At 68.4% G+C, this 25,140-nt stretch carries 25 protein-coding genes; 11 read left to right on the top strand and 14 right to left on the bottom strand.

Going from position 1 to position 25,140, the window contains the following annotated elements:
* Window positions 1-114 precede the first annotated feature (114 nt).
* The 3 genes from KEG57_RS33275 to KEG57_RS33265 all read left to right on the top strand — a co-directional run bounded on the left by KEG57_RS33275 (window position 115) and on the right by KEG57_RS33265 (window position 2,904).
* A complete protein-coding gene (locus tag KEG57_RS33275; protein WP_272426329.1) occupies window positions 115-1,131 on the top strand; it encodes a zinc-dependent alcohol dehydrogenase family protein in 1,017 nt (338 codons plus the stop codon).
* 50 nt (window positions 1,132-1,181) lie between these two features.
* Entirely contained in the window at window positions 1,182-1,952 is a 771-nt protein-coding gene (locus KEG57_RS33270) for an SDR family oxidoreductase (RefSeq protein ID WP_272426328.1), read from the top strand.
* 343 nt (window positions 1,953-2,295) lie between these two features.
* Complete coding sequence (locus KEG57_RS33265; protein ID WP_272426325.1) at window positions 2,296-2,904, top strand: Dps family protein; 609 nt, start codon at window positions 2,296-2,298, stop codon at window positions 2,902-2,904.
* 251 nt (window positions 2,905-3,155) lie between these two features.
* On the opposite strand, the gene KEG57_RS33260 is transcribed toward KEG57_RS33265, so the two are convergent.
* Window positions 3,156-3,677 (bottom strand): DUF3592 domain-containing protein, encoded by a 522-nt coding sequence (locus tag KEG57_RS33260; RefSeq protein ID WP_272426324.1) that lies wholly within the window; start codon window positions 3,675-3,677, stop codon window positions 3,156-3,158.
* 105 nt (window positions 3,678-3,782) lie between these two features.
* On the opposite strand from KEG57_RS33260, the gene KEG57_RS33255 reads away from it, so the two are divergent.
* Window positions 3,783-4,673: a LamG domain-containing protein gene (locus KEG57_RS33255; RefSeq protein WP_272426323.1), complete on the top strand. Its 891-nt coding sequence runs from the start codon at window positions 3,783-3,785 to the stop codon at window positions 4,671-4,673.
* A 31-nt stretch (window positions 4,674-4,704) separates the two neighbouring features.
* Window positions 4,705-5,142: a hypothetical protein gene (locus tag KEG57_RS33250; protein WP_272426321.1), complete on the top strand. Its 438-nt coding sequence runs from the start codon at window positions 4,705-4,707 to the stop codon at window positions 5,140-5,142.
* On the opposite strand, the gene KEG57_RS33245 is transcribed toward KEG57_RS33250, so the two are convergent.
* The 4 genes from KEG57_RS33245 to KEG57_RS33230 are packed head-to-tail and all read right to left on the bottom strand — an operon-like array spanning window position 5,127 to window position 8,187.
* Window positions 5,127-5,930 (bottom strand): phytanoyl-CoA dioxygenase family protein, encoded by an 804-nt coding sequence (locus KEG57_RS33245; protein ID WP_272426320.1) that lies wholly within the window; start codon window positions 5,928-5,930, stop codon window positions 5,127-5,129. The genes KEG57_RS33250 and KEG57_RS33245 overlap by 16 nt on opposite strands.
* Window positions 5,927-6,904, bottom strand: coding sequence for an aldo/keto reductase (locus KEG57_RS33240; protein ID WP_272426319.1), 978 nt, complete (start codon window positions 6,902-6,904; stop codon window positions 5,927-5,929). The genes KEG57_RS33245 and KEG57_RS33240 overlap by 4 nt, the downstream gene beginning before the upstream one ends.
* A 44-nt stretch (window positions 6,905-6,948) precedes the next feature.
* A complete protein-coding gene (locus KEG57_RS33235; RefSeq protein ID WP_272426317.1) occupies window positions 6,949-7,272 on the bottom strand; it encodes a hypothetical protein in 324 nt (107 codons plus the stop codon).
* A 54-nt stretch (window positions 7,273-7,326) separates the two neighbouring features.
* On the bottom strand, window positions 7,327-8,187 hold the full coding sequence (locus KEG57_RS33230) for a hypothetical protein (RefSeq protein ID WP_272426315.1): 861 nt from the start codon (window positions 8,185-8,187) through the stop codon (window positions 7,327-7,329).
* 63 nt (window positions 8,188-8,250) lie between these two features.
* Here KEG57_RS33230 and KEG57_RS33225 point away from each other — a divergent pair, with 63 nt between their 5' ends.
* On the top strand, window positions 8,251-8,718 hold the full coding sequence (locus tag KEG57_RS33225) for a hypothetical protein (RefSeq protein ID WP_272426313.1): 468 nt from the start codon (window positions 8,251-8,253) through the stop codon (window positions 8,716-8,718).
* 349 nt (window positions 8,719-9,067) lie between these two features.
* Here the strand turns inward: KEG57_RS33225 and KEG57_RS33220 are convergent, their stop codons facing one another.
* The 3 genes from KEG57_RS33220 to KEG57_RS33210 form a co-directional block, all read right to left on the bottom strand.
* Entirely contained in the window at window positions 9,068-10,624 is a 1,557-nt protein-coding gene (locus KEG57_RS33220) for a peptide MFS transporter (protein ID WP_272426103.1), read from the bottom strand.
* Window positions 10,625-10,672: 48 nt separating this feature from the next.
* Window positions 10,673-11,089: an S-adenosylmethionine decarboxylase family protein gene (locus KEG57_RS33215; protein WP_272426105.1), complete on the bottom strand. Its 417-nt coding sequence runs from the start codon at window positions 11,087-11,089 to the stop codon at window positions 10,673-10,675.
* 66 nt (window positions 11,090-11,155) lie between these two features.
* On the bottom strand, window positions 11,156-11,866 hold the full coding sequence (locus KEG57_RS33210; RefSeq protein WP_272426107.1) for a hypothetical protein: 711 nt from the start codon (window positions 11,864-11,866) through the stop codon (window positions 11,156-11,158).
* A gap of 235 nt (window positions 11,867-12,101) precedes the next feature.
* Here KEG57_RS33210 and KEG57_RS33205 point away from each other — a divergent pair, with 235 nt between their 5' ends.
* Both KEG57_RS33205 and KEG57_RS33200 read left to right on the top strand, forming a co-directional pair.
* On the top strand, window positions 12,102-12,869 hold the full coding sequence (locus KEG57_RS33205) for a glucose 1-dehydrogenase (RefSeq protein ID WP_272426108.1): 768 nt from the start codon (window positions 12,102-12,104) through the stop codon (window positions 12,867-12,869).
* A gap of 10 nt (window positions 12,870-12,879) precedes the next feature.
* A complete protein-coding gene (locus KEG57_RS33200) occupies window positions 12,880-13,341 on the top strand; it encodes a PaaI family thioesterase (RefSeq protein ID WP_272426110.1) in 462 nt (153 codons plus the stop codon).
* Here the strand turns inward: KEG57_RS33200 and KEG57_RS33195 are convergent.
* Window positions 13,274-15,646 carry a hybrid sensor histidine kinase/response regulator gene (locus KEG57_RS33195; RefSeq protein ID WP_272459188.1) on the bottom strand — a complete coding sequence of 791 codons (2,373 nt, stop codon included), beginning with the start codon at window positions 15,644-15,646 and terminating at the stop codon, window positions 13,274-13,276. The genes KEG57_RS33200 and KEG57_RS33195 overlap by 68 nt on opposite strands.
* A 311-nt stretch (window positions 15,647-15,957) precedes the next feature.
* On the opposite strand from KEG57_RS33195, the gene KEG57_RS33190 reads away from it, so the two are divergent.
* Both KEG57_RS33190 and KEG57_RS33185 read left to right on the top strand, forming a co-directional pair.
* On the top strand, window positions 15,958-16,266 hold the full coding sequence (locus KEG57_RS33190; RefSeq protein WP_272426114.1) for a MoaD/ThiS family protein: 309 nt from the start codon (window positions 15,958-15,960) through the stop codon (window positions 16,264-16,266).
* A gap of 6 nt (window positions 16,267-16,272) precedes the next feature.
* Window positions 16,273-17,379, top strand: coding sequence for a WD40/YVTN/BNR-like repeat-containing protein (locus KEG57_RS33185; RefSeq protein WP_272459187.1), 1,107 nt, complete (start codon window positions 16,273-16,275; stop codon window positions 17,377-17,379).
* Window positions 17,380-17,391: 12 nt separating this feature from the next.
* Here the strand turns inward: KEG57_RS33185 and KEG57_RS33180 are convergent, their stop codons facing one another.
* Window positions 17,392-17,910, bottom strand: a complete 519-nt coding sequence (locus KEG57_RS33180) for a hypothetical protein (RefSeq protein ID WP_272459186.1) — start codon at window positions 17,908-17,910, stop codon at window positions 17,392-17,394.
* Window positions 17,911-17,976: 66 nt separating this feature from the next.
* Entirely contained in the window at window positions 17,977-20,913 is a 2,937-nt protein-coding gene (locus tag KEG57_RS33175; protein ID WP_272459185.1) for a 2-oxoglutarate dehydrogenase E1 component, read from the bottom strand.
* Window positions 20,914-21,118: 205 nt separating this feature from the next.
* On the opposite strand from KEG57_RS33175, the gene KEG57_RS33170 reads away from it, so the two are divergent.
* Complete coding sequence (locus KEG57_RS33170) at window positions 21,119-22,735, top strand: glucose-6-phosphate isomerase (protein ID WP_272459184.1); 1,617 nt, start codon at window positions 21,119-21,121, stop codon at window positions 22,733-22,735.
* Between the two features lie 64 nt (window positions 22,736-22,799).
* Here KEG57_RS33170 and KEG57_RS33165 read toward each other — a convergent pair whose 3' ends face one another.
* From KEG57_RS33165 to KEG57_RS33155, 3 genes are read right to left on the bottom strand one after another with little or no spacing between them, the layout of a single operon-like run.
* Entirely contained in the window at window positions 22,800-23,609 is an 810-nt protein-coding gene (locus KEG57_RS33165; RefSeq protein WP_272459183.1) for a hypothetical protein, read from the bottom strand.
* Between the two features lie 32 nt (window positions 23,610-23,641).
* Window positions 23,642-24,301 carry a hypothetical protein gene (locus KEG57_RS33160; RefSeq protein ID WP_272426123.1) on the bottom strand — a complete coding sequence of 220 codons (660 nt, stop codon included), beginning with the start codon at window positions 24,299-24,301 and terminating at the stop codon, window positions 23,642-23,644.
* The gene (locus tag KEG57_RS33155; RefSeq protein WP_272426124.1) at window positions 24,298-25,116 is read right to left on the bottom strand and encodes a hypothetical protein; all 819 of its coding nucleotides are present in this window, start codon (window positions 25,114-25,116) and stop codon (window positions 24,298-24,300) included. Before KEG57_RS33155 ends, KEG57_RS33160 begins: the two co-directional genes overlap by 4 nt.
* Window positions 25,117-25,140: the final 24 nt, after the last annotated feature.

Genomic DNA, 25,140 nt, shown 5'->3' with positions numbered 1-25,140 from the left:
GCCATCCGCATTTGGCCGTCTACTCGGCATGACTCGCGTGCCGCATGTTCCTTGCGTGCCCCGGTGGCCTGTTGAGGCATAGCGCCGGACCCGTACCAAGGAAGGACGTGAGACATGCGAGGAGCCGTTCTGCACGGTGCGCGCGACGTTCGCTTCGAAAAGCTCGACGCGCCCCGAATCAAGGAGCCCACCGATGCCATTCTTCGCCTTTCGGCAAGCTGCATCTGCGGTTCCGACCTGTGGCCCTATCGCGGCATCCAGCCGACGACCGCGCCCAGGGCGATGGGGCACGAATACTGCGGCATCGTCGAGGAGGTCGGCCGCGGCGTGACGTCGGTGAGGCCGGGGCAGTTCGTGATCGGTTCGTTCTTCGCGTCCGACAACACGTGCCCGCATTGCAAGGCCGGGTATCAGACGTCCTGTGAGCATTCTCAGCCCGTGGGCGGCGCGCAGGCGCCGATGTTGCGCGTGCCGCTCGCGGACGGAACGTTGGTCGCGACACGCGAGGTGCCCTCGGCCGAGCTGATCCCGAGCATGCTCGCAGCGTCCGACGTCCTCGGCACGGGCTGGTTCGCGGCCGATGCGGCGAACGTGAAGCCCGGCACGACGGTCGTCGTCGTCGGCGATGGCGCCGTCGGTCTCCTCGGCGTCCTCGCGGCAAAGCAGCTCGGAGCAGAGCGGATCATCGTGATGAGCCGTCACGAGCCGCGGCAGAAGCTCGCGCGCGAGTTCGGCGCGACGGACATCGTGACCGAGCGCGAGGACGAAGGCATCGCTCGTATCCAAGAGCTCACGAAAGGAATCGGAGCGGACGCCGTCCTCGAATGCGTTGGAACTTCCGAGTCGATGACGCAAGCGATCGGCTGCGCGCGCCCGGGCGGATACGTGAGCTACGTCGGCGTTCCGCACGGCGTAAAGCTCGATGCCCAGAAGCTGTTTTTCACGCACGTGCATCTGCATGGCGGACCAGCGCCGGTGCGTCGCTACCTGCCCCGGCTCATCGAGCTGGTCGAGAAGGGCTCGATCGAGCCAGGAAAGGTCTTCGATCTGACGCTTCCGCTCGACAAGGTCGCAGAGGGATATCGCGCAATGGACGAGCGGCGCGCGATCAAGACGCTCCTGCGCGTGTGAAGGGCGCGGTTCACCTGAGCCGCAGAAGGAAACATGCAGTCATGGTTACGATGAACGAGAAGAGAAGCTTCGAGGGAAAGGTCGCGTTCGTGACCGGGGGCGCGAGCGGCATCGGCCGCGCGGCGGCGCTGGCGTTCGCCGCCGAGGGTGCGAGCGTGGTGGTCGCCGACGTGTCGGACGAGGGCAACCAGGAAACGGCCCGCATGATCGAGGAACGAGGCGGACGAGCGTTCGCCGTCCGCTGCGACGTCACGCGAGCCGAGGACATCAAGGCGGCGCTCGACAAAACCGTCGAAGCGTTCGGGCGATTGGATTTCGCGTTCAACAACGCCGGCGTCGAGCCGAAGGGTTTGGTCCCGACCGCGGAGATGCAACCGGAGGAGTGGGACCGGATCATGAACATCGACCTCCGCGGTGTCTTCCTGTGCATGAAGTACGAGATTCCGCGGATGCTCGAGCACGGTGGCGGCGCGATCGTGAACACTTCGTCCGGTGCCGGGGTCATCGGCATCAAAGGCAGCCCCGCGTATACCGCCGCAAAGCACGGCGTGATCGGCCTCACCCGAGCGGCGGCCCTCGATTACGCCGCGCAGAACATTCGTATCAACGCCGTCTGCCCTGGATACATCGACACTCCGATGATGGCTCGCTACACCGGCGGCACCGCCGAGGGCCGCTCGAAGGTGATCTCCGAGGAACCTGTCGGAAGGATGGGTCGGCCCGAAGAGATCGCCGCGACGGTCGTTTGGATGTGCTCGGACGCGGCGGCCTTCATGATCGGGCACGCGCTGGTCGTCGACGGTGGCCAGACGATCACCTAGAGCATCGACCGGTTCGATGCACGGAAGATCGCGAAGCGCTCTTCCCTCGGGGGGTGAATCGGCCGGGCTTTGCCCGGACGAGAGGGGGACGCGAGGCGTCCCCCTCGGGACAAGAGAGCTAGAACATCGAGCGGTTGCAAACCGATCGATGTTCTAGCGAGCTCGCCACGTTTTTCCGCGATTACCTCCTCGTCCGCGGCGACCACGTCGAGGCCCGCGCGCACCTACCGCGGCTCCCGGCGGGCGGGCTGGACACAATAAGATCACCGTGAGGTTCTCGCGGCTCGACGAGTCCGGCCGATGTTCCTCACGTGATCTGCGTGATGACCAAAGGGGGACCACCATGAAGAGAAAGACGCAACGGAACCGGGGCACCAAAGAGCAGGGCGCGCCCTCCGAGGCCCAGCCGATCCTCGACCAGCGAGGGCGGGAGATTCAGCCTTACGGCACCTTGGTCTACTACCCGATCGACGTGAATGAAAAAGCGAAGATCGAGAATGTCGCGGCGCTGAACCAGCTCCTCAGCGACACCATGGCGCTCCGCGACATGTACAAGAAGCACCACTGGCAGGTCTCGGGGCCGACTTTCTATCAATTGCACCTCCTCTTCGACAAGCACTACGAAGAGCAGGTCCGGCTCATGGATCTCATCGCCGAGCGCGTGCAGACGCTCGGCGGGATCGCCGTGGCCATGCCGCACGACGTCGCCGAGATGACGCGAATCGAACGCCCGCCGCGCGGTCGCGAGCAGGTGCCTGTCCAGCTCTCGCGGCTCATCGAGGCGCACACACAGGTGATCAAGCAGGCGCGCGCGGCCGCTCGGCTCGCGGTGAAGAACGGCGACGACACCACCAACAACCTGCTCACCAGCGACGTGCTCCCGGCGAACGAGATGCAGGTGTGGTTTTTGTCCGAGCACCTCGTCGACACGCCACTGGTGAAGGCGCGGTGAACGGATCGAAGAACGCTCGCTTTTCCAGCGAGCGAGCCCCGCCGGCCCCGGCAGGACCCGCCGGAGGCTGAAAAACCCCCCCCGGCAGGCTGTCGACGGGCGTCTCGGGGCTCCCAAACCCCCCTTCCCGGGTCGGGAACAGGCGCCAGAGGGCTAAAAAACCCCCCCGGACGGGCTGCGGGCAGCTTCCGAGGGCTGAGAAACCCCCTCGGAGGGGCTGCGGACGGCTTCCGGGGGCTGAGAAACCCCTCTCAATCGTCGCCCGCGCCGCGTTTTTTCGTGCGCAACGTCGCGATCCCTGCCCCGGCGAACAGGAGCCCCACGGCCGAGAGCCCCAGCATGAGCCCGAGGCTCACCGACGGCGGTCTCTCTGCCCGCGCTTGGACGAGCAACGCGTCCGTCGGCTCGGCTGGATCGTACCAGCACGGCACCCGCTTGCCGGGGAGCAGCTCGAGCTTCCTCGCCGCTGCCACGGCGTTGTCGACCTCCATCCCTTCCCAGGAGAACCCGCTCGCGATGAACGTCCCGGCTTGCCCCGGGACGTGCACCCGATAGTCGACCGAAACCCGCGTCTTTCCGGACTTCGGATTCGGATCTCCCCAGACGATGTCCTCGAGCGTGCACGTCGCCTCGGAGAACGTACGCATGCGCGCGAGCCGCTCCGCGCGCCCCTCTGCCTGGCTCCGGAGGATCCACGGCAATACGAGGAGAATGCAGCCGATCACGGTGATCATGATCGCGATTCCCTGCGAAGAGCGGTCACGTTTGCCCATCAGTGCACCTCGCGATGCATGCGCCGCATGATGCGGCAGTGCGCTCTCGATTTCCATCCCCGTGGCTTGACTAACCTCACTCCCTCGACGGATGCTCGATCCGCGATGTCCTTTGCGCCGCGCCTCCTTCCGACCCTGCTCCTCGCCGTCCCGCTCCTCGGATGCGCCACGGCCCTCCCGCCGCCGCCCGATCCCACCTCCCCGACCACCTCCGCGGCGCCGCTCGAAATCGCTGGAGACGCCCCATCACCTCCGCAGGCCCACACCAAGCAGATCGCCGCGGACGATTGCAGCGCCGCCACCGCGCCCCTGCCCGCTCCTTTCCTCGGCCCTGCGCCGCCAGGACTTGCGGCCTGGTATCGCTTCGAGGAGACCGACGGCCCCGTGCTCGACAGCTCCGGCCATGGCCATCACGGCACCGCCACGAGCTCGGGCCTCGTTCGCGGCGCGCCCGGACGCGTGGGACGCGGGCTCTCGTTTTCCGGCGGCCATGTCCGCGTCCCGGCGTCCCCCGGCCTCGACTTCACGACCGCCGCGACCATCGAGCTCTGGGTCCGCATCACCCCGGAGCTCGACAAGCCCCTCACCGTGGGCTCGACCGTCAGCCGCGGGACCGGCGACAGCGACGACAACGTCACCATGCAGGCGTGCTGCGGCGGCATTCAGCTCATCTTCTCGCGAGCGTCCACGGGCACGACGAACGTGGGCAGCGATTGTGGTGTGCTCCCCGTCTGCGCGTGGACCCACGTCGCCTACGTGAACGACGGCCGCACCCTTGCGCTCTACATCAACGGCGCTCTCACCAATACGTACAAAGGCGGCTTCCTCGGCCCGCTCCGGTCCGACCTCTTCATCGGCCGCCGCGAGCAGGGCATCTTCCCGTTCGCCGGCACGATGGACGAGATCCTCTGGTGGCGCGAAGCCCGCAGCCAGCCGCAGATCTGCGGTGACGCGGGCGGGCGCTGGTCGGACGGCCGTTGCCTGCTCCGTCCTTGACAACCCCCGAATTTCCCGTTTGCTTCGAGGCGTGTCGTCGGAGCCGGATCGAGAGGTATACGCGGAGGGCGGCAACTACAGCATGACCCTCGGGGACGGCGTGGCCGCGTGCCGCGTCTGGCGCCGGCCCGACGTGAGCCGCGAGGTCGGCGCGGCCTACGCGCGCGAGATGGTCGGCGTGTTCCAGCGCATCGCCCGCGAGCCCACCGCGCGCGTGCGTGGCGCCGTCCTGGACCTTCGCGAGGTCACGATCGCCTGGGGCCCCACCACGGATGCCGCGCTCGGGGAGATGTTCGGCGCGCTCGAAGGGGCCTCGCGGCGGATCGCGCTGGTCTCCGCGGACGACGCCCTCCAGATGATGAGCCTCCAGAGACTCCTCAAGGCGCACGCGCCGAAGTTCGGCCGCGTCTTCGTCATCCCCGCGGACGCCTTCCGCTGGGCCGGCTCGTTCCGTCAGGGAATCGGCTGACGGGCCTCGAAGATCGTTTCGAACGTCCGCGGCGCCCGCCGCTTGCGCATGCACCGCGTCTCGCCGCGCAAAAAACACACGGTGATGGCGCGCCGCGGCCGGTCCGTCGTGTTCGTCCCCGACCGGTGCCACACGTCATTGTGGATGAGCATCGCCTCCCCGGCGCGCGCGGGCACGAGCACGGAATGCGCCTCGGCTTCGGCTTTGCGCGTCACGTCGTCCGGGATCACCCCGCCGAGGGGTGTCGCGAGCCCGCCGAGATGCGACCTCGGCACGATCTCCACGCACCCCGCCTCGGCCGGCGCGTCGTCGAGCGCGGTCCAGATCTGCACGAGCGGCGCTCGATCAAGCCCCCAAAAACTCCCTCCATCCTGGTGCCACGGCAGCGCCGTCCCCGCCCGCGCCGCCTTGTTGAACAGGACCGCGCGATAGAGCGAGACAGACCCATCGGTCATGGCCCGCGTGATCCGCTCGAAGAGCGCATTGCCGAGGAAAGCTCGAAAGATGGGATCCTTCTCCAGCTTTTCGAGCTTCCGATAATGGATCGAGGGGCCGATCCACCCTTTCCCGTGCTTCAGGTCCTCGTATCGCCCGCTCTCCGCGTCGTGCTGGAAAAACAGCCCTTCGTGCACGACACGCCCGAGCATGAGGTCATCGGCCCGCGCGGCGAGCGTGGTGATGCCTTCGTCCGAGAGCACGCGCCCGAGCCGCGCGAACCCGACCTCCGCGAGCTCGGCGAGGGCCGCCTCCACAGACGCCGCCGAGGCCTCCTTCGCGAGGAAATTCATCGCGCGTAACTCGCGTCGGTCCCCTGGAAATCGCGGTAGAGCTCGTTCACCCTCTGCCGCGCCTCGGCGGGCAGCTCCTTCGCGCAGGCGTCGATCGCGGCGTCGAGGTGCGCGATCGACCCGGGCCCGACGAGGATCGAATCCACGCCCGGCGTCCCCGCGACGTAAGCGTAGGCGAGCTCGACGAGCGTCATCCCGTGGCTCTCGGCGACCTCGCGATAGGCGGAGGCGAGCTCGAAGAACCGGTCGGTCCAGTACCTTCGCTGATACAGCGGATTCTTCTCGAACCGCGACCCCTTCGTCGGCTCGGCGGAAGGCGCGTGCTTGCCCGAGAGCAGCCCTCCTGCGAGCGGATTGTACACGGTCGAGTGCAGCCCGTACTTCTTCGTGAACCGGAAATATTCGAGATCGAGCTGGCGGATGAGCACGTTGTAAAGCACCTGTGACATCACGGGCCTCGGCATGCCGTGCTGCGCGGCGAGGTGGAACATCTCGAGCACCTGCCAGGAGGCGTAATTCGACACGGCCCACGCTCGGATCTTCCCGGACGCGAGCAGTGTCTGCACGGCGTCGAGCGTCTCCTCGATGGGCGTCGCGGGATCCGGCACGTGGAGGTAATACACGTCGACGAACTCCATCCCGAGCCGCCCAAGGCTCTCGTCGATGGCGGCGAGCACCCGCGCTCGGGAAAGCCCCTCGGGCTTGCCGGCGGTCCGCCCGAACCCGACCTTCGTCGCGACGAGGGCCTGGTCGCGCCGCCCGGCGAGCGCCTTGCCCAGGATCCGCTCGGCGTTTCCATCGACGTAGGCGTTCGCGGTATCGAAGAGGGTGAGCCCGCGATCGAGCGCGTGATGCACGAGCCGGATGCTCTCGTCTTCGGGCGTACGCTTGCCGAAGTTCATCGTGCCCACGGCGAGGAGGGGCTTTTCCGACGGGTCACGCGGGCGGGTCCAGGGCGCGAGGAGGGAGGACATGGGCGGGAGGCGTAGCGCAAGGGCGGCCGGAGGCAAAGAGCGTGTCAGCTCCCGCCCGGCACCCGCACCCCCGGCACCCGCACCCCCGGCCGAGGCTCCTCCCGCCACCACAAGTCCGGCGGATACACCCGGTTCCACCAATCCGGCGCCGCGCACCGGATCCGCATGCACATGGGCAAACACCGTCCCATCGCGCACATCCGCAGGCACCGCTCGCAAATGCCTTGCGCGAAGAGCGCATCCGACGCCTCCTCGAGCACCTCGCTCTCCGCGTCGACCTCCTCCGCATCCTCCGCGCGTGCCTCAACGCCCGCGCCGACCACCACCGCCCCCATCACCCAGGCCAGCACCCACGGACGCATTCTCATCGGGCACCTCCCCTCGGATTTCCTGGGGCCCCGGCGGCCAGCGTCAACCGCGCGCTACTTCCGTTCCACGATGCTCGCCTTCCACGCGCCGTCCTCGAACCAGTGCCGCTCCTGCGCCGTGACGAACGATCCCATCGCCGTGCGGTTCACGACGAGCACGGGAGGCCGGCCCGGCGGGGCCTCGATGCTCGAGCTCTCGTAACAGCCGTGCGTGACCGGCTTGGCCTTCAACATCGCCCCGACGCCGGGCGTGCCCGCGGCGGGCCGACGCTCCACCACGCGCCCCTCGTGCGGCACGAGGCGCCCGTCCTGGATGCGAAAGAACGCGTGCCCGTCGCCGCACCAGCAGCTCGCGAGGCATCGAACGCGCTCGATCGTCTCGATCAGCACCGCCCCCGGGCCCATCGTTCGCAGCTCGACGTCGAGCTCCGGCCAGAAGCGCTCGACCTGCAGCGTGGTGCCCTTCTCGTCGATCAGCTCCACCCGGCTCGGGAGCAAATCGCAGGGCGGCAGGACAGGGTGCGTGCCGACGCGCACGGCCCCGGGCCGCGTCAGGCGCGAATCCTCGAGCACGCGGAGCTTCCCGGCGCCGCCGTGCGCCCCGAGGTCCACGGGGAACGTCCGCCAGGTGGCATAAAGCCTGGTATCAGGCGAGGGAATCGGCGGAGGCTTTTCAGGGTCGCAGGATTGAATTTCGGCCGCGCCCGTGTCCGCGTTCGGAGGGGCAGCGCTCGGCGGAGGCGCGGGAGACGGTGCGGGGGACGGCGCGGGCGTCACGACGGCCGAGGGCGGGCTGCTCGGCGCGCTCGCGGCGGCGTCGCTGGGGGTCGCTCTCGACGCGTCCTCGTGCGTGCAGCCGAGGAGCAGCGTGACGAGAAGAAGCGCGCGCGTGTCCCACGAAGCGGCAAGCAGCATCCCGCAGGCGACGCCGGGGCCCCGGCGCCTATTCGGGGCATCGTCATTGCATCGGCCCTCGACGTGTACCCGCTCGCTACAGTGCTCGTGCCGCTCTCCGCTGCCGTCGCGCTCTTCTCGTACGCTCACGCCCTCGCCTATGCGCCGGACGATACCGGCGACCTGGCGACCATGCACGTCTATTTCTCGACCCCTCTCCCCAAACGCATCGATTTGCTCCTCGATGGCAAGCCCTGCGTCTCGATTTCCTCGTCACGAGGGACATGCACGGTTACGGCCACGCCGACATCCGCGTGTTACGTATACGAGCTCGCGCTCTCTCCAAACGGTTGCTTCGACGAGGAGGGCGGGAAGCTCGTGACCTTCCAGGTTCACCCCGAGCATCGACCACGTGTCTCCGCGCCCTACACGATGGTGGCGCGATTCTGGACCGAAGAGGGCATCACGATGCGCGCGGGGAGAACCGCCCAGGACTTCTACGTCCCGCAGCCCGGGAACGCACGGGTTTACTACGGCGTCGTGCACTTCTGACTTTTCTTGGGGGCGTCGCGCCGGGGCGCCGCCCCGGACCCCGCGGGGGCTGTTCGCCCCTCGACCCGAACCAGGGCAAGCCCTGGACCATTTGGGGAAGAACTGCGCGATGCGCAGTTCTTCCCACAGGCCGGTGGCAAGACCACGGACGGCGTTGCCGATCGAAATGGCAGCGCGACTGTTTTGGTTGGCAGGAGCGTAGCTGCTCTTGCCTCGGCCTGTTCGATGAACTGCGCATCGCGCAGTTCATCGACCCGAGTCCAGCGCTTGCGCAGGCCCCGGGTCCAGGGGCGGATAGCCCCTGGTGGGGCCTGGGGCAACGCCCCAGCAAAGGCGCTACATGCGCGTGTCAGTGATTCCCCATCGCCTTGCGCAGCGGCTTGTTGAACGCCGCGATCGCGAGGCCGGCGGCGACGCCGAGGGCCATGAGCAGCAGGAAGAAGTTCGTCGGCGACCACTTCGTGTACAGGATGCCGATGTAGCCGCTCAGGATGTTGCCGAAGAAGCTCGACATGAACCACATGCCCATCATCATCGACACGAAGCGCACCGGCGACACCTTCGTCACGAGCGACAGCCCGATCGGCGACAGGTAAAGCTCGCCGATCGTGAGCAGCGCCGTGCAGACGAGCGGCCACATCACGCTGCCTTTGCCCCCGCCGATCATCTGCGCGCCCCCGACCATCACGATGAACGACAGGCCGAGGATGATGCAGCCAACGGCCATCTTCGTGACGCTCGACATCTCCTTGCCGCTCTTCGCTTGCGCCGCCCAGATGCGGTCCAGGATCGGCGCGAAGAGGAAGATGAAGAACGGGTTGAACGACTGGAACCAGGTCGAGGGGATCTGGAAGCCGAAGATCACGGGCCAGACGGTCTTCTCGTCGGCCCAGGTCTGCATCGTGTTGCCCTGCTGCTCGTAGACGGCCCAGAAGATGATGTTCAGCGCGCAGAGGATGACGAGCGCGCCCATGCGCTGCCCCTCGTTCTCCTCCTTCACCACGGCCTGGGCTTCGCCCTTGCTGTCCTCGCGCTTCTTCAGCGTGTCCGGCGCGAGCGTGCTCGGCCCGAAGAAGAACTGGATGAGCAGGCCGAGCACCATGCCGATGCCCGCCGCGAGGAAGCCGTACCGCCAGCCGTTGTTCTGGGCGAGGGTGCCGCAGACGAGGTTCGTCAGGAACGCACCCAGGTTGATGCCCATGTAGAAGATCGTGTACGCGCCGTCGCGGCGCTTGTCGTTGGGCGGATAGAGGTTGCCGACCTGGGTCGAGATGTTCGGCTTGAAGAAGCCGTTGCCGATGATGAGGAGCAGGAGGCCGAGGAAGAAGAGGTTCTCGGCGCCGAAGAGGACGAACTGCCCGAGCGCCATGAGCGCGCCGCCGAGATACACGGAGCGCTTCTGGCCGAGGTAACGGTCAGCCATGTAGCCGCCGAAGAGCGGCGTCAGGTAGACGAGGCCGGTGTACCAGCCGTAAATGGCCGAGGCGACTGGCTGCATCGAGCACGTCTGCTGCGCGACGGACTGCGCCATGTCCGCGGCCATCGGCGCGATGTTCCTCGTCGGATCCCCCTGGACGAGCAGCCCCACCTTCTCGTTCACACACTGCGTGAGCGTGGCGGGATCGACGTCGGGCAAGAACCCGCGGATGACGCTCCAGCCGAAGACATCACCCGGGTTGCCGGTCGCGTCGTACGCCTGGCCCTGGAATCGCTGGCGGTACGTGACGAACAGGTAGTTCACCAGGTACAGCTTCAAGAGGCCGCGCATGCCGTAGTAGGAGAACCGCTCCCACATCTCCGTGGTGAAGAGCACGAAGAGGCCGGCCGGATGGCCGAGGATCTCCTTCTTCGACTTGGGTCCCGACCACTGCTGCGCCGCGGGATCTTGCTGGACGTTGCTCGCCATCGGGACGCGGTTTTACGCGGCCTCTATGACGACCGCAAGGCCCGCGTGTCACCGGGCAACGCTGGAGATCACGCCACCATCGAGCACGCGCTCATCGAGCACGGCCAGTTTTCCCTCCGGGAACACGGCGCGGATCGCATCGAGCGCACGCTCGACACTCTCCTTCGTGCTGCACGAGGCGACGTCGACGAAGAGCCTGCCTTCCTCGGGCCACGTGTGCAGCGCGATGTGGCTCTCGCCGACGACGGCGCACGCGGTGACGCCCTGCGGCGAAAACGGAACGACGAGCGTGCCGAGGCCCGTGAAGGGGCCCGCCGCGACGGCGGCGTCGAGCGCGGCGCGAAGCGCGTCCGGGCTGTCGAGGGTGTCGCGGCGGCAATCCGTGAGGATCGCAAGGAGCACGAAGAGCTTCATCGGCGGCTTCGGCACATACCGCCGCCCGAGGCACATGGCCAGGCGCGACACGCGAAATGAAACGAGGGGGCAGGACCCAGGCCCGCCCCCTCACACGCGTGGTGACGCGTGCTGATTTTACCGGCGACCCACGATCGTCACCGGGCGAGCACGCTCTCCACCGGCGTCGAAGCGGCCCGTGACACCCGCGAAGACGAAGGCGTTCAGGCGCGGCGTGTCGACCGTCTGCGTCCCGACGCGGCCCTCGGGGTTGCGCCAGAGGAACATGCTGAGATCGCCGCCGAGCGTCGGGGCGAGCGCGACACTCTCGCTCACGCGGATGTCGACGCCGATCTTGGCCTTCGCGAGCTGGAAGCCGTGGATGAACACGTCGTTGTTCTGGCCCGTGGGTTGCTCCCACATCATGCGATACCCGGCGCCGACCGAGACCCAAGGGTCCAGGCGCGAGTAGGGGCTCATGTGGAAGGCGCCGTCGATGCCCGCGGTCGCGCCGCGCATCTCCGCGCCACGCGGGAGGTTTTGCATGCTGTAACTGCCGTTGATACCGACCGACGAATACGGATTCGCGCGGTAGTGGAGGCCGAGGCCCGCGCCGAGGCCCGCGCCTCCGAGGCCTGTCGCTTGCGTGCCCTGGGTCGCGGGCACGGACGGGCCGAAGCCCTGGTTGTAGCCCGAATCGACCTGGATCTCGACAGCGTTCAGCGGTGCGCCAATCTGGCCCGCGCGCTCCATTTCGGTCTCGCGCATCAACGTTTGCGCCGAGGCCGTGCTGGCGCTCGCCGCGGCGAGCGCGAACGTCGCGACCGCGATTCCCATCGTTCGTGTCATGGCTTCATTCCCCCTGGCTTCGGGCGCCGGAATCGAGCGCCGCCCGCGGCGAGGGGTGGAGCAGCGTACGTGCCAGGCGGGGACGAGCAGCATGTTCCCGTCGAAACGAGCGAGGCCCGCCATGGATGGCCGAACGAGCAGGCGCCTACTGCACACGAGCCGAGCTCGCTCGGGCGTGTGAAGCAAAAACCTTGCTTGGCAAGCCGGCGGGGATTCGCGAGGATGCCGCCGCAAGATGACGAGCTTCATCCACGTCGAAGGCAAGGTCGCGATCGTGACCGGAGGCAGCCGAGGGATCGGCGAGTCGATCGCCAAAGCGCTCGGGCAGAGCGGAGCGAAGGTGGCGATCGCGTCGAGAAAAAAGGAAGGGCTCGACGCCGCGGTCGAGCGGCTGCGCAAGGAGGGCGTGACCGTGGAGGCCTTCACCTGCCACACGGGCAAGGCCGACGATGTGCAGAAGCTCTTCCAGCAGGTGATCGCGACGTTCGGGAAGGTGGACGTCCTCGTCAACAACGCCGCGACGAACCCTCATTTCGGGCCGCTCATGACGGCGGACGACACGGCGTTCGACAAGACGATCGAGGTCAACCTGAAGGGGTACTTCTACACGTCGCGTGAGCTCGTCCGGCATCTCGTCGATCGCAACGCGCCTGGCGCGATCGTGAACGTGACGAGCGTGGCGGGGCTCTCGGCGGCGCCGTTGCAAGGCGTGTACGGGATGACCAAGGCCGCGGTCGTGTCGATGACGCAGACGATGGCGGTCGAGCTCGCGGCCTCTGGGATCCGCGTCAACGCGATCGCGCCGGGGCTCGTGGATACACGGTTCGCCGCGGCGATCGTGCACAACAAGGATCTCGTCGAGCGGGTCGTGGCGCGGACGCCGATCGGAAGGTACGGGCAGCCGGACGAGATCGCCGGGGCGGCGCTGTACCTCGCTTCGGATGCGGCATCGTTCCTCACGGGGCAGACGATCGTGGTCGATGGCGGCATGACCATCGCGTGAGGGAATGAAGATGGATCAGCAAAGCTTGCAGGACCGCTACGCGCCCCAGAGCTGTTGCTTCGGCTGCGGGCCGGCAAACGAGAAGGGGCTCCGGATCAAGAGCCACGTGGAAGGAGACGAGGTCGTCGCCACGTGGGTGCCCGAGCCGTACCACCAGGCGTTCCCGGGCATGCTCAACGGCGGGATCATCGGCGCGCTGCTCGATTGCCATTCGAACTGGACGGCGGCGCATCACCTGATGGAGCGAGGGGGCCTCGACAAACCCCCGTGCACGGTGACGGCCGATTTCCACGTAAAGCTTCGGCGGCCGACGCCGCTCGGGCCCGTGCATCTCAAGGCGCGCGTGGTCGAGGTGGCCGACGATCGATGCGCGATCGAGGCGACGCTCGAGGCCGGCGGGAAGGTCACGGCGACGTGCCGCGGGACGTTCGTCGCGGTGAAAGAGGGCCATCCCGCGTACCACCGCTGGTAGGCGCGACCGTCCCGAGGATCCGGGTGAGCTCGTCGAGCAGGCGATGCGGCTCGATGGGTTTTCCGACGTGGCCGTCGAAGCCCGCGCGCAAAGCTCGGGCGCGATCGGCGTCGCGGGTGAAGGCCGTGACGGCGACGACGGGGAGCGACGCGGCAAGCTCGTCGTTACGCACGGCGCGGACCAGGTGAAACCCGTCCTCCCCCGGCAAACCAAGCTCGCTCAGCACCACGGAGGGCCAGCCGGACTGGATGACGCGCAGCGCCTCCGCCGCGCTCGACGCCGTCCGGGTCTCGGCGCCCTCCTCGCCGAGCAGGCGTGAAAGGACCTCCCGCGCGCCTTGCTCGTCGTCCACGACGAGGACGTGGAGTCCTTCGAGGGAGGGGCCTTCCTCGCGTGTCGTAGGCGGCGTGGCAGGGTCCTCCGCCGCGAGCGGGAGCTCGACGAGGAACGTCGCGCCGCGGCCGATCCCCTCGCTCTCGGCTCGCACCGTGCCGCCGTGGAGCACCACGAGGTCCTTCACGATCGAGAGCCCAAGGCCGAGCCCGCCTTGCCGCCGCACCGACGACGCATCCGCCTGCCGGAATTTTTCGAAGACGTGCGGCAAGAGGTCGGGCCGGATGCCGAGGCCGTCGTCGCGCACGGTGAGCGTCACGGAGGAGCCCGCGCACACGAGCGAGACCTCCGTGGTGCCGCCGGGCGCGCTGAACTTGATGGCGTTGCTGAGGAGGTTGCACACGATCTGCTGCAAGCGCGCCGGATCGCCGAGCACCTGCACGGCCGTGAGCGCGTCTTTGCGCTCGAGCTTGATCTGACGCTCGTTCGCCATGGGGCGCATGGTCTCGAGGGCGACGTCGACCGCGCGGGAGAGGTCGCAGAGGGACGCGTCGAGCTTGAGCTTGCCGACGCGGATGCGCTCCGTGTCGAGCATGTCGCCCATCAGGCGGCCGAGCAGGGCAGCGTTGCGCTCGATCACGTCGAGCGCCTTGCTCGTGCTCTGCTGCGAGAGCACGCCCCGGCGGAGCATGTCGGACCAGCCGAGGATGGCGTTGAGCGGCGCGCGGAGCTCGTGGGAGACGATGGCCAGAAAGTCGTCCTTGAGTCGGTTCGCTCGCTCGGCGTCGCGACGCGCGGCCCGCTCGCTGTCGAGCAGCGCGTCGCGCTCCTCTTCGAGCCGCTTGCGCTCGGTCACGTCGATCAGCGCGCCGTAGAGGGCCGCGGGTTTGCCTTCGCCGTCCCTGCGCACGTGCGCCATGAGCTCGATCCAGCGCACCTCCTGGCCGCCGCGCAGGATGCGGAACTGCGAGCGGCACGGCTCCTCGGCTTCGAAGGCGCAGCGCGTGGCGCGGTTGACCTCCGAGCGATCGTCCGGGTGCACGCACGATAAAAGAAGCCTCCGCTGGAAGACCGCGCTCTCGGGCAGCCCGAGCAGCTTGCGGGTCGTCGCCGAGCAGAAGGCCTGGCGTTCGAGGAGGTCGAACGAGAAGGTCCCGACGCCGCCGGCCTCGGTGGCGAGGCGGAGGTGTTCCTCGCTCTCGCGCAGGGCTTGCTGCGCGGCCTTGAAGTCGTGCACGTCGGCCGCGGCGCCGAACCATTTCGTGATGGCGCCCTTCTCGTTGCGGATCGGCCGCGCGCGGCAGCAGAACCATCGGTACGAGCCATCCTTGCCCCGCAAGCGGAACTCCACGGCGACGGGCTCGGCCTCGACGCGCGCCGTCATCACCTCGGTCCAGTGGGCGCGAACGGCGGGGATGTCGTCGGGGTGGATCCATTGCATCCAGGCGACGTCGTCCGGGCCGCACATGCCCGTGTACTCGTGCATGCGCTGGTTCATGTATTCGCCGCGGCCGTCGGCGAGCGCCGTGAAAAGGATCTCGGGCACGGTGTCGGCCATGGCGCGGAAGCGCTCCTCGCTTTCGCAGAGGGCCTGTTCGGCGCGCTTGCGGGCGTCGATGCTGATGACGCAGCCAATCAAGCGGACGGGCGTGCCCATCTCGTCGTGGATCAGCCGGGCGTGGTCCCAGACCCAGACCCAGTGGCCGTCGCGATGGCGGATGCGGTACTCCGCGTCGATGACGGGCTGATTCTTGCTGCGGATCGTGGTGCGGCCGGAGAAGCTCTTCAGGTCGTCGGTGTGGATGCGGCTGCGCCACCATCTGTCGGTGGTCGGGATCTCCTCGGGCCAGAAGCCGAGCATCTCGATGAGGCCGCTGGAGCGCCAGACGCGGTTCGTCGGGAAATCCCAGTCGTAGACCATGCCGCGGATGGCCTCGGTCGCCAGCCGGAAGCGCTCCTCACTCTCGCGCAAGGCGGCCACCCCCTGCCCCGCGTCGACGTCTCCTTCTTCTTCCAGCGCGCGAAATCCCCGTTCGGCCAGGAACAGTCCAGAGTCGTGTTTGCCTGGTTCTCGCCTTTCGCGATCGCCAGCGTGGTCGCGCGGGGGATTTCCCATGGTGCGATGTTCCACCCGCTCGGCGTCAAAAAGCAATCACACGTAAGTAGTATCTCAAGGGACGGATTTCATTCCGCGGAAGACGGAAGAGGCCGCCTCCGGGCAGGCAAGTCGGGCCGTGCCTGATGGAGGCGGCGGGAAATTCCTCCAAGAAGGAAAAGACGGCCTTGACAAACCCGCACCCCGTCCGCGACGCTGCTTGCTGCATGCCGCGCGTCACGTTCACCCAGCATATCGCGAGGCACGTGCCCTGCCCGGCGCGTGACGTCGAAGGGCGCACCGTCCGCGAGGCCCTCGACACGTATTTCGCCGCGGAGCCGGCCGTGCGGGGCTACGTCCTCGACGAGCAAGGCGTCGTGCGGAAGCACGTGGTGATCTTCGTCGACGGCAATCAGGCGACGGATCGGTCGAGCCTCGGGGACGCCGTGGGCGAGGGCTCGGTGATCTACGTAATGCAAGCGCTTTCCGGGGGTTAGAGGTCCATGTCGAGCAAGTTGTTCGTGGCGACACGCAAAGGGCTTTTCCGTCTCGATCGAAAGCCGTCGGGATGGTCGATCGCGGAGGTCTCGTTCCTCGGCGACAACGTTTCGATGGTGCTGCCGGATCGGCGGGACGGGTCGCTGTACGCGGCGCTCGCGCTGGGGCATTTCGGGGTGAAGCTGCGGCGGTCGCGGGACGTAGGCGCGACGTGGGAGGAGATCACGGCGCCGGCCTATCCGCCGCTGCCCGAGGGAGCCGAGCCGGAAAAGACGCCGGACGGACGAGAATGGCCGCAGCGGGTCGAGCTCTTGTGGAGCCTGGAAGCCGGCCGCGAGGATCAGCCGGGGCATCTCTGGTGCGGGACGATCCCGGGAGGGCTGTTCCAATCGAAGGACCACGGGCAATCGTGGGAGCTCGTGCGCTCGCTCTGGGATCACCCGACCCGGAAAGGCTGGTTCGGCGGCGGCTACGACTGGCCGGGGATTCACTCGATCTGCGTGGATCGAGGCGGCGTGACGGTGGGCATTTCCTGCGGGGGCGTGTGGCGATCGACGGACGACGGCGCGACGTGGGAGACGCGGACGAAGGGCATGTACGCCGAATACATGCCGCCCGAGCGCCGAGACGATCCGGGGATCCAGGATCCGCACCGGCTCGTGGCCTGCGCCGCGCAGCCCGACGCGCTCTGGACCCAGCACCACAACGGGCTTTTCCGCTCGACGGACGGAGGAAAGACGTGGCGCGAGGTGACGTCGGTGAAGCCGAGCAAATTCGGCTTCACGATGGCCGTGCACCCGCGGGACCCAGAGACGGCGTGGGTGGTGCCCGCAAAGAAGGACGAGCAGCGAATCCCGGTCGATGGGAAGGTGGTGGTGGCCCGGACGCGCGACGGCGGAGCGAGCTTCACGGTGCTCGACAAGGGTTTGCCGCAGACGAACGCGTTTGATCTGACGTACCGCCACGGGCTGGACGTGGACAGCACGGGGGACGTGCTGGCGTTCGGGACGACGACGGGATCCTTGTGGATCAGCGAGGACGGCGGAGATTCGTGGCAGACGATCTCGAATCACCTGCCGCCGGTGTATGCGGTGCGGTTCGGCGAGGTGTGAGTCCCTCGTCCCTCACGGGACGTAGTTCCAGGTGCAGAAGCCGTTCTTGCAGGCGAACCCGTTCGCGTTCGGGCAATCGCAGGTGCCGACGGTGGTCTCCTCGCATTCGAGCGTTTGCCACTGCTCGAGCAGCTCGTAGAACCGCGTCGCGTCCGCGTCGAGGCGCGCGACGAGGTTGCGCGTGCAGCCGCAGCTCGTGCCCTTGAGCTCCTGGCCACACTGGACGTCGGCCGTGCAGCTCATGATCGCCTGCCGCTCTTTCGGGAGCTCCACTTCGAGCTCGGCGCACGTCAGCATCGCGGAGCCGCCGCCACCGCTCGTGCTGGAGTTGCCGCCCGTGCCGCCGCTGCCGCTCGTGCCGGCGCTGCCGCCCGTGCCGCCGCTGCCGCCCGTGCCGTCGCTACCGCCCGTGCCACCCGTGCCCGTGCTGGTCATATCGCCAGGCGAGGAGCCTCCGCCGCCCACGCCGGCCGAACAGCCGAGGAGGGAGACGACGAGAAGCGCTGAAACTCCGAAGAAGACGCGAACCATGAAAAAACCTCCGTGCGCACGGGGTGCGTGCACACGGAGGTTACCATGAGCCGCTCGCCCGAGAGGTCAGGCGAATGCTTCGTCCATGAGGCGCTTCTGCTCCAGATTGTGGCTCGCCTTCGAGCCGGTCGCGGGGCTCGCGCTCGGCTGACGACCCACGACGGAGAGCGGGAAGCGTCCGCCGAGGAACTGGGGCAGGACGGCGTTGATGTAATACCAGGAGCCGTAGTTGATCGGCTCTTCCTGGACCCACACGAGCTTCGTGCCGTCCTTGTAGTTCGCGAGCGCGTTCGTGAGCTCCTGGTTCAGCGGGAAGAGCTGCTCGAGCCGCACGATGGCCACGTCCCGAAGGCCGCGCTGCTCCCGCGTCACGGCGAGGTCGTAGTAGACCTTGCCCGAGCAGAGCAGGATCTTCTTCACGTCCGAGGGATCGACCGTGTCGTCGCCGATCACGCGCTGGAACCTGCCGTTCGCGAGGTCGTCGATCGTGGAGACGGGGCGCGGGCCCTTGGCCGTGGTGGCGACGCGGAGCAGGCTCTTCGGCGTGGCGATGACGAGCGGCTTGCGCCACGGGCGAAGGATCTGGCGGCGCAGCGCGTGGAAGAGCTGGGCCGGCGTCGTCAGGTTGCAGACCTGGATGTTGTCCTCGGCGCTGTTCTGCAGGAAGCGCTCGATGCGCGCGCTCGAGTGCTCCGGGCCCTGACCCTCGTAGCCGTGCGGGAGGAAGAGGACGAGGCCCGTGAGCCTGTGCCACTTGTCCTCGCTCGACGTGATGAACTGGTCGACGATGACCTGCGCGCCGTTGAGGAAGTCGCCGAACTGCGCCTCCCAGATGACGAGCGCGTCGGGGTAGTCGAGCGCGTAGCCGAACTCGAAGCCGAGCACGCCCGCCTCGCTGAGGGGGCTGTTGTGGATGTCGAGGCGCGCCGGGCCCTCCGCGACGCGCGAGAGAGGCGAGAAGCTCGCGCCCGTCTCGATGTCGACGACGACCGCGTGGCGATGGCTGAACGTCCCGCGGCGCACGTCCTGGCCCGAGATGCGCACGGGCGTCTTCTCGGAGAGGAGCGTGGCGTACGCGAGCATCTCGCCCGTGCCCCAGTCGAAGGGCTCGCCCTTCACGAGGCGATCGTGGCGCGCCTTCAGGATGGGCATGACCTTCGGGTGCACCTTGAAGTCACCCGGCAGCTCGAGGAGGCGGCGCGAGAGGTCGATGAGCTTGTCGGCGGATACGCCGGTCGGCACCTCGGGCGTGTCGGCGTCGCGGCCGCCGCGGTAGCTCGTCCAGACGCCGGCCATCGCGTACGTGACGGGGGCGAAGCCCTTCTGCTTGACCTCCTGCAGCGCGCCGTTGAGCGCCTCGCGACGGCGGACGAGGATCTCCTCGGCCTTCTCCTCGCTCACCTGGCCCATCTCGACCAGGCGCTTGACGTACATCTGCCGGACCGTCGGCTTCTTGTCGATGACGGCGTACATCCGCGGCTGCGTGTAGCGCGGCTCGTCGCCCTCGTTGTGGCCGTAGCGGCGGTAGCAGTACATGTCGATCACGACATCCATGCCGAAGCGCTGGCGCCACTCGGTCGCGAGGAGCGCGATCTGCGCGACGGCCTCGGGATCCTCGCCGTTCACGTGGAAGACGGGGACCTTCAGCATGCGCGTGATGTCCGACGCGTAACGCGTGGAGCGCGACTCGCTCGGGTTCGTCGTGAAGCCGACCTGGTTGTTCACGATCACGTGGATCGTGCCGCCGGTCCGGTAGCCTTCGAGGCCGCACATGTTGAGCGTCTCGGAGACGACGCCCTGGCCGATGAACGCAGCGTCGCCGTGGATGAGCAAGGGCATGACCTTGCGCGCTGCGTCGGGGGCGCCGAGGCGGTCCTGCTTGGCGCGCGCGCGGCCCTCGACCACGGGGTTCACGAACTCGAGGTGGCTCGGGTTGAACGTAAGCGTGAGGTGGACCTTGTGGCCCGACTCCGTGACGCGATCGGTGGAGTAGCCGAGGTGGTACTTCACGTCGCCCGCGCCGACGTAACGCTCGGGGTCCTTGTCCTCGAAGTGCGCGAAGATCTCGCGCGGGCTCTTTTCGAGGATGTTCGAGAGGACGTTGAGGCGGCCGCGGTGGGCCATGCCGAAGACGATCTCGTCGACGCCCTCGGCGCCGGAGCGCTCGATGATGAGGTCGAGCAGCGGGATCAGCGCCTCGCCGCCTTCGAGCGAGAAGCGCTTCGTGCCGGCCTCGTAGCTCCGATGGATGAACTGCTCGAAGATCTCCGCGTCGGAGAGCTTCGTCAGGATGCGGAGCTGCTTGTCGCGACTGAGCTCGAGGCGGTTCTTCGTCGCCTCCATGCGCCGCTGCAGCCAGATGCGCTGGACCGGATCCTCGATGTGCGTGAACTCGACGCCGATCGAGCGGCAGTAGGTCTCTTCGAGGCGGTTGATGATCTCGCGCAGCGTCGAGATGGCCGGCAAGCCGGCGAGGTCGACCGTGGGGAAGGGCTTGTCGAGGTCCGCTTCGCTGAGGTCGAAGTTGTCGAGGTTGAGCTCGGGCGGCGCGGGCGGCGGGAGGCCGAGCGGGTCGATGTGCGCGAATTGATGACCACGCACGCGGTAGGCGTTGACGAGCTGGTAGACACGGGCGCGGGTCGCCGCGGTCGACATCATCTCCTGCTCGGAGGAGATGAAATCGAAGCCCGGCACGCGCGGAGGCGGCGGGGGCGGCGGCGACGAGCGGCGTTGCCGGCGCGTCGGCTCCTGCGTGAACAGGCTCGCCTGCGCGGGCGCGGGGCCGCCGTTCGTGTAACGAGGCGGCTCGGGCGTCGTCACGGGCGCAGGCGCCGGCGGAGCGACCTGCACGGGCGCTCGAACCACCGGCGCGGCCGTCTGCGACGGGCCACGCTGTTTATCGAAGAAGGCCCTCCAGCTCGGGTCGACCTTCTCGGGATTCTCCTGGTACTGCGCGTAGAGCTCTTCGACGAACCCTGCGTTGACGCCGAAATCAAGCTGCATGGGTGGCATTGGGGCGGCAGGGAAATAACGCGGGATCGGTGTCGCCGCCAGCGCAGTTTTTTCGGATCCCGGGGTCGTGGAAACCCGAGACACCACCAGCAGGGCGGGCGCCCGAGCCCCAGGGTGCGCTACATACGTACGCACGACGAAGTGGGGAGGCCGGGGACGAGCCCGGCCCCGCGCCAAGGACGGGGATTGTACGACGATGAACGACGGGCTCGACCGGTTTCGCGCGCACCTGTACTACGACGAGCGCCTCGGCTTCTGGCTGGACACGAGCCGGATCCGGTGGACAGAAGGCTTCCTCGACGCGCTCGAGCCGCGGCTTCAAGCGGCCTACGAGGCGATGGCGACGCTCGAACGCGGCGCTGTCGCAAACCCCGACGAGGGGCGCATGGTGGGGCACTACTGGCTCCGGGCGCCCGAGCTCGCGCCGGATCCCGCGATCCGCGACGCAATCACGTCCACGCTCGGCCGCGTGCTCTCGTTCGCGGAGGACGTGCACGCCGCGCGCATCCGCCCCGAGCGCGCGAGTCGCTTCCGCAACGTGCTGCTCATCGGCATCGGCGGCTCGGCGCTCGGACCCGAGTTCGTCTCCGCCGCGCTCACGTCACCCGCGGATCGCATGCGCGTCTGGTTCTTCGACAACACCGATCCCGATGGATTCGATCGGACCCTCGACGCGATCGGCGACGCGCTGCCCGAGACGCTCACGGTCGTCATCTCGAAGTCGGGCGGCACGAAGGAGACGCGCAACGGGATGCTCGAAGCCGAGGCCGCGTACGCGCGGCTCGGGCTCGATTTCGCGAAGCACGCGGTGGTCGTGACGGGCGAGGGCAGCGAGCTCGACAAGCACGCCGTGGCGCGCGGATTCCTCGATCGGTTCCCGATGTGGGACTGGGTCGGCGGTCGGACGAGCGAGCTCAGCGCGGTGGGCCTTCTGCCGGCCGCGCTGCAAGGGCTCGACGTGGCGGACATGCTGCGCGGCGCGCGCGCGATGGACGAGGTGACGCGATCCCGCGTGACGAGGAAGAACCCGGCGGCGCAGCTCGCGGCGGCGTGGCTGTCGGCGACGGGCGGCGCGGGCAAGAAGGACATGGTGCTCTTGCCGTACAAGGACCGGCTCGAGCTCTTCAGCCGGTACGCGCAGCAGCTCGTGATGGAGTCGCTCGGCAAGCGGCTCGATCGGAACGGGCGCGAGGTGTGGCAGGGGATCAGCGTCTACGGCAACAAGGGCTCGACGGATCAACACGCGTACGTGCAGCAGCTCCGCGATGGGGTCGACAACTTCTTCGTGACGTTCATCGAGGTGCTGCTCGATCGCGCGCCGCAGCGAGGGGACCTCGACGTGGAGCCGGGCGTGACGTCGGGCGATTACCTCTCGGGGTTCTTGCAAGGCACGCGGCGCGCGCTCGATGAGCGAGGGCGCGATACGATCACGATCACGCTGGAGGCGCTCGACGCGGCGTCGCTCGGCGCGCTCCTCGCGCTCTACGAGCGGGCCGTGGGGATCTACGCGGAGCTCGTGGGCATCAACGCGTACCACCAGCCGGGCGTGGAGGCGGGGAAGAAGGCGGCGCAAGCGGTGATCGATCTCGAGCTTCGCGTGCTCGCGGCGCTGCGCGCGAAGGTGGGGACGGCGCTCTCGCTCGCGGAGGTCACGGCGGCAGCGGGCAGCGACGAGCCGGAGACGGTGTTCTGGATCCTGCGGCATCTGTCGGCGAACCCGCGGCGTGGTGTGCTCCGCGTGCGCGGCCAGGGTGCCGAAGCTGAGGCGGGATCGCCGCTCGACTGGATGTGGATGGTCGCCGCCGCCAAGTGAGGCGACGCGCAAGAGCGCTTGGGGGCTACGCTCGGACGACCGAGCGACGCCCCCACACCCCCGCTCAGAAGTGGAAACGCACGGCGGCGGAGCTGCCGCCCACGAGCAGCTCCGGCTTGCCCGGGAGCGCCTGCGCGCGCTCGAGGTACTTCTCGGGCACGAGGATGCCGGCGGCGATCATGGCCGCGCCGGTCAGCTGCGTGAAGCCGTTGAGGAGCATGAAGAACGCGTAGAGGTCGTCGTCGGTGCTACGCGCGTTCGGGAACTCCTGCGCGCGCGAGTTCTCGATGCCGAGCGAGATGAACGGGCCGAAGACCGGGACGAGCAGCGGGCCGAACAGCTCGGAGTCGCGTTCGTTGTCGTCGAACGCGTAAGCGCCGCCGACGAGCGCGGACAGGCCGTACGGCACCGCGAAGGTGACGATGCCGCCGATGAGCAGGCTCCGGGTCGGCTGCACCTTCAGCTGGTAGCCCGGCAGGAGGATGTCGCCCTCTTCGTACTCGATGCGGCGAGGCAAGACGGGCAGGCTCGGGTCGTCCATCGGCGCCCACATCGGCGGGGGCTGCTGCGGCGACGGGCTGTCCCACGTCTCGTTACTGAGCCTCGGCTGCTTCTTCCGTTTCTTCGGCTTCGGCTGCTCCTCGGTCGACTCCGCGCCCTCCGTCGTCGGAGCCGGCGGCGGAGGCGGCAAGGGCGCGGCGCTCGTGGTCGAGGGCGGCGCAGGCGGAGGCGGCAGAGGCGCGGCAGCCGTGGACGACGGCGGAGGCGCGGCGGGGGCCGGCTGCGCGCTCGCGGGGAGCGTGGTTGCGAGGCTCAGCGAGAGCGCGGCGAGCGGCGCGAGGCCCGGGATCGACGTGCGCTTGCGATTGTCCATCGACGGAGTCCCTTTCATCGTCGATCCACGGCTCAGAAATGCCACCGGAGCGTCGCGGCCCGCGGGCCGACCATGACCTCGGGGCGCGGATCGAAGGCGGTGGGCGTGCGCGAGACGAACTTCTCGTCGGAGAGCATGCCCGCCACGAAGAGCGCGGCGCCCGTGGCCTGGCCGAGGCCGTCGAGCATGAGCATGAAGACGCCGACGCTCTCGGCGTCCGAGGTGCCGATCGCGACGAAGGGACCGATGACCGGGATGAAGAGCGACGTGTAATAACCGGAGGCGAGGCCCTCGTTGCCCGCGAAGGTGCCCGCGAAGAGGACCGACATCCCGTAGAGCGGCGCGAACGTCGCGATGCCCGCGGTCGCCATCTTGTAACGCGGCCTCGTCTCGATGCCGTAGCCGCGCGGGATCGGATCCCCTTCCTTGTACGGCAAACGCGAGGGCCCGAAGATCGGCGCCGGCGGATAGTACCCGGGCGGCGGATAACCCGGCGGCGCGGCCATCGGCTGTTGCGGCGCCGCGCCCATCGGCGGCGGAGGCTGCTGCGGCAGCGCGCCGGGGGTCGGCTGCTGCTGCTGCAACGCTCCGGGCGGCGGAGGCGGCGGCGCGTCCTGCGCCAGGGAGATATTTGCAGCACCAAGGATCGTCAGCACGGCGCCGACGCAAAGGATCGTTCGTCTCGTCGTCACATCGTCCCCACGAGGCCCAGGCCTGCGCCATGCGGGCCAAACCGGAGAGGCACCACGGTCACGGAGGCTTCGACCTCGGAGCGGACGAGCCGCTTCTCCTGGGCGACGAGGCCGGCGATGAACATCGCGATGCCGCCCGTTTGCGCGAGACCGTCGACCGCGAGCCAGAAGGTGCCCGGGCCCTCGGAGTCGAGCGTGCCCATCGCGACGAAGGGCCCGACGGCCGGGATGTAGAGCGGCCAGAGATCCGAGCTCCGCGAGACGCTGTCGCCGATCGAGGCGATCATCGCGGAGAAGAACCAGGGGACGCCGAACGTCACGGCGCCGCCGATGACGAGGCCCTTGCGAATGCGGCTGTCGACGCGGTAGCCCGGCGGGATCGGATCCCCTTCCTCATACGCGAGCGTCGTCGGGAGCGAAGCGCCAGGCGGGCCGTATCCATAGCTGTTCGGCCCGTACCCCGGCGGCGGCGCATACCCCGGCGGCGGCGCGTACCCCGGCGGCGGATACCCCGGCGGATACCCGGGCGGCGGCGCGTAGCCGGGCGGCGGATACCCAGGCGGATACCCTTGCGGATACCCGGGCGGCGGCGCGTACCCCGGCGGCGGCAGCGGCGCGCCCTGCGGCGTCGCGGGCGCATACCCAGGAGGAGGAGGCGGCGGCGCCGAGGTGTCCGGCGATCCAGCCGGCGGCGGAGGCGGCGGCGCAGGCGCCTGCGCCGCGGCGAGCTGCGAGGAGACGCCTACCGCGACGAAGAGCGCCGCCGCAAGCGCACGAGGAGCTCCCTTCGTTGTGTTCGCCGACGCCTTACGCATGCAGGTCCCTCCGCCTTCGCGCGT

The sequence above is a fragment of the Polyangium jinanense genome (assembly GCF_028435365.1).
This window is presented reverse-complemented; position numbering and strand designations above follow the sequence as displayed.

Excerpts from the sequence above, each read along its gene's own strand:
- KEG57_RS33275 (WP_272426329.1), top strand. The coding sequence starts at position 115 with ATGCGAGGAGCCGTTCTGCACGGTGCGCGCGACGTTCGCTTCGAAAAG.
- KEG57_RS33270 (WP_272426328.1), top strand. The coding sequence starts at position 1,182 with ATGAACGAGAAGAGAAGCTTCGAGGGAAAGGTCGCGTTCGTGACCGGG.
- KEG57_RS33265 (WP_272426325.1), top strand. The coding sequence starts at position 2,296 with ATGAAGAGAAAGACGCAACGGAACCGGGGCACCAAAGAGCAGGGCGCG.
- KEG57_RS33260 (WP_272426324.1), bottom strand. The coding sequence starts at position 3,677 with ATGGGCAAACGTGACCGCTCTTCGCAGGGAATCGCGATCATGATCACC.
- KEG57_RS33255 (WP_272426323.1), top strand. The coding sequence starts at position 3,783 with ATGTCCTTTGCGCCGCGCCTCCTTCCGACCCTGCTCCTCGCCGTCCCG.
- KEG57_RS33245 (WP_272426320.1), bottom strand. The coding sequence starts at position 5,930 with ATGAATTTCCTCGCGAAGGAGGCCTCGGCGGCGTCTGTGGAGGCGGCC.
- KEG57_RS33240 (WP_272426319.1), bottom strand. The coding sequence starts at position 6,904 with ATGTCCTCCCTCCTCGCGCCCTGGACCCGCCCGCGTGACCCGTCGGAA.
- KEG57_RS33235 (WP_272426317.1), bottom strand. The coding sequence starts at position 7,272 with ATGAGAATGCGTCCGTGGGTGCTGGCCTGGGTGATGGGGGCGGTGGTG.
- KEG57_RS33230 (WP_272426315.1), bottom strand. The coding sequence starts at position 8,187 with ATGCTGCTTGCCGCTTCGTGGGACACGCGCGCGCTTCTTCTCGTCACG.
- KEG57_RS33220 (WP_272426103.1), bottom strand. The coding sequence starts at position 10,624 with ATGGCGAGCAACGTCCAGCAAGATCCCGCGGCGCAGCAGTGGTCGGGA.
- KEG57_RS33210 (WP_272426107.1), bottom strand. The coding sequence starts at position 11,866 with ATGACACGAACGATGGGAATCGCGGTCGCGACGTTCGCGCTCGCCGCG.
- KEG57_RS33205 (WP_272426108.1), top strand. The coding sequence starts at position 12,102 with ATGACGAGCTTCATCCACGTCGAAGGCAAGGTCGCGATCGTGACCGGA.
- KEG57_RS33200 (WP_272426110.1), top strand. The coding sequence starts at position 12,880 with ATGGATCAGCAAAGCTTGCAGGACCGCTACGCGCCCCAGAGCTGTTGC.
- KEG57_RS33185 (WP_272459187.1), top strand. The coding sequence starts at position 16,273 with ATGTCGAGCAAGTTGTTCGTGGCGACACGCAAAGGGCTTTTCCGTCTC.
- KEG57_RS33180 (WP_272459186.1), bottom strand. The coding sequence starts at position 17,910 with ATGGTTCGCGTCTTCTTCGGAGTTTCAGCGCTTCTCGTCGTCTCCCTC.
- KEG57_RS33175 (WP_272459185.1), bottom strand. The coding sequence starts at position 20,913 with ATGCAGCTTGATTTCGGCGTCAACGCAGGGTTCGTCGAAGAGCTCTAC.
- KEG57_RS33170 (WP_272459184.1), top strand. The coding sequence starts at position 21,119 with ATGAACGACGGGCTCGACCGGTTTCGCGCGCACCTGTACTACGACGAG.
- KEG57_RS33165 (WP_272459183.1), bottom strand. The coding sequence starts at position 23,609 with ATGGACAATCGCAAGCGCACGTCGATCCCGGGCCTCGCGCCGCTCGCC.
- KEG57_RS33155 (WP_272426124.1), bottom strand. The coding sequence starts at position 25,116 with ATGCGTAAGGCGTCGGCGAACACAACGAAGGGAGCTCCTCGTGCGCTT.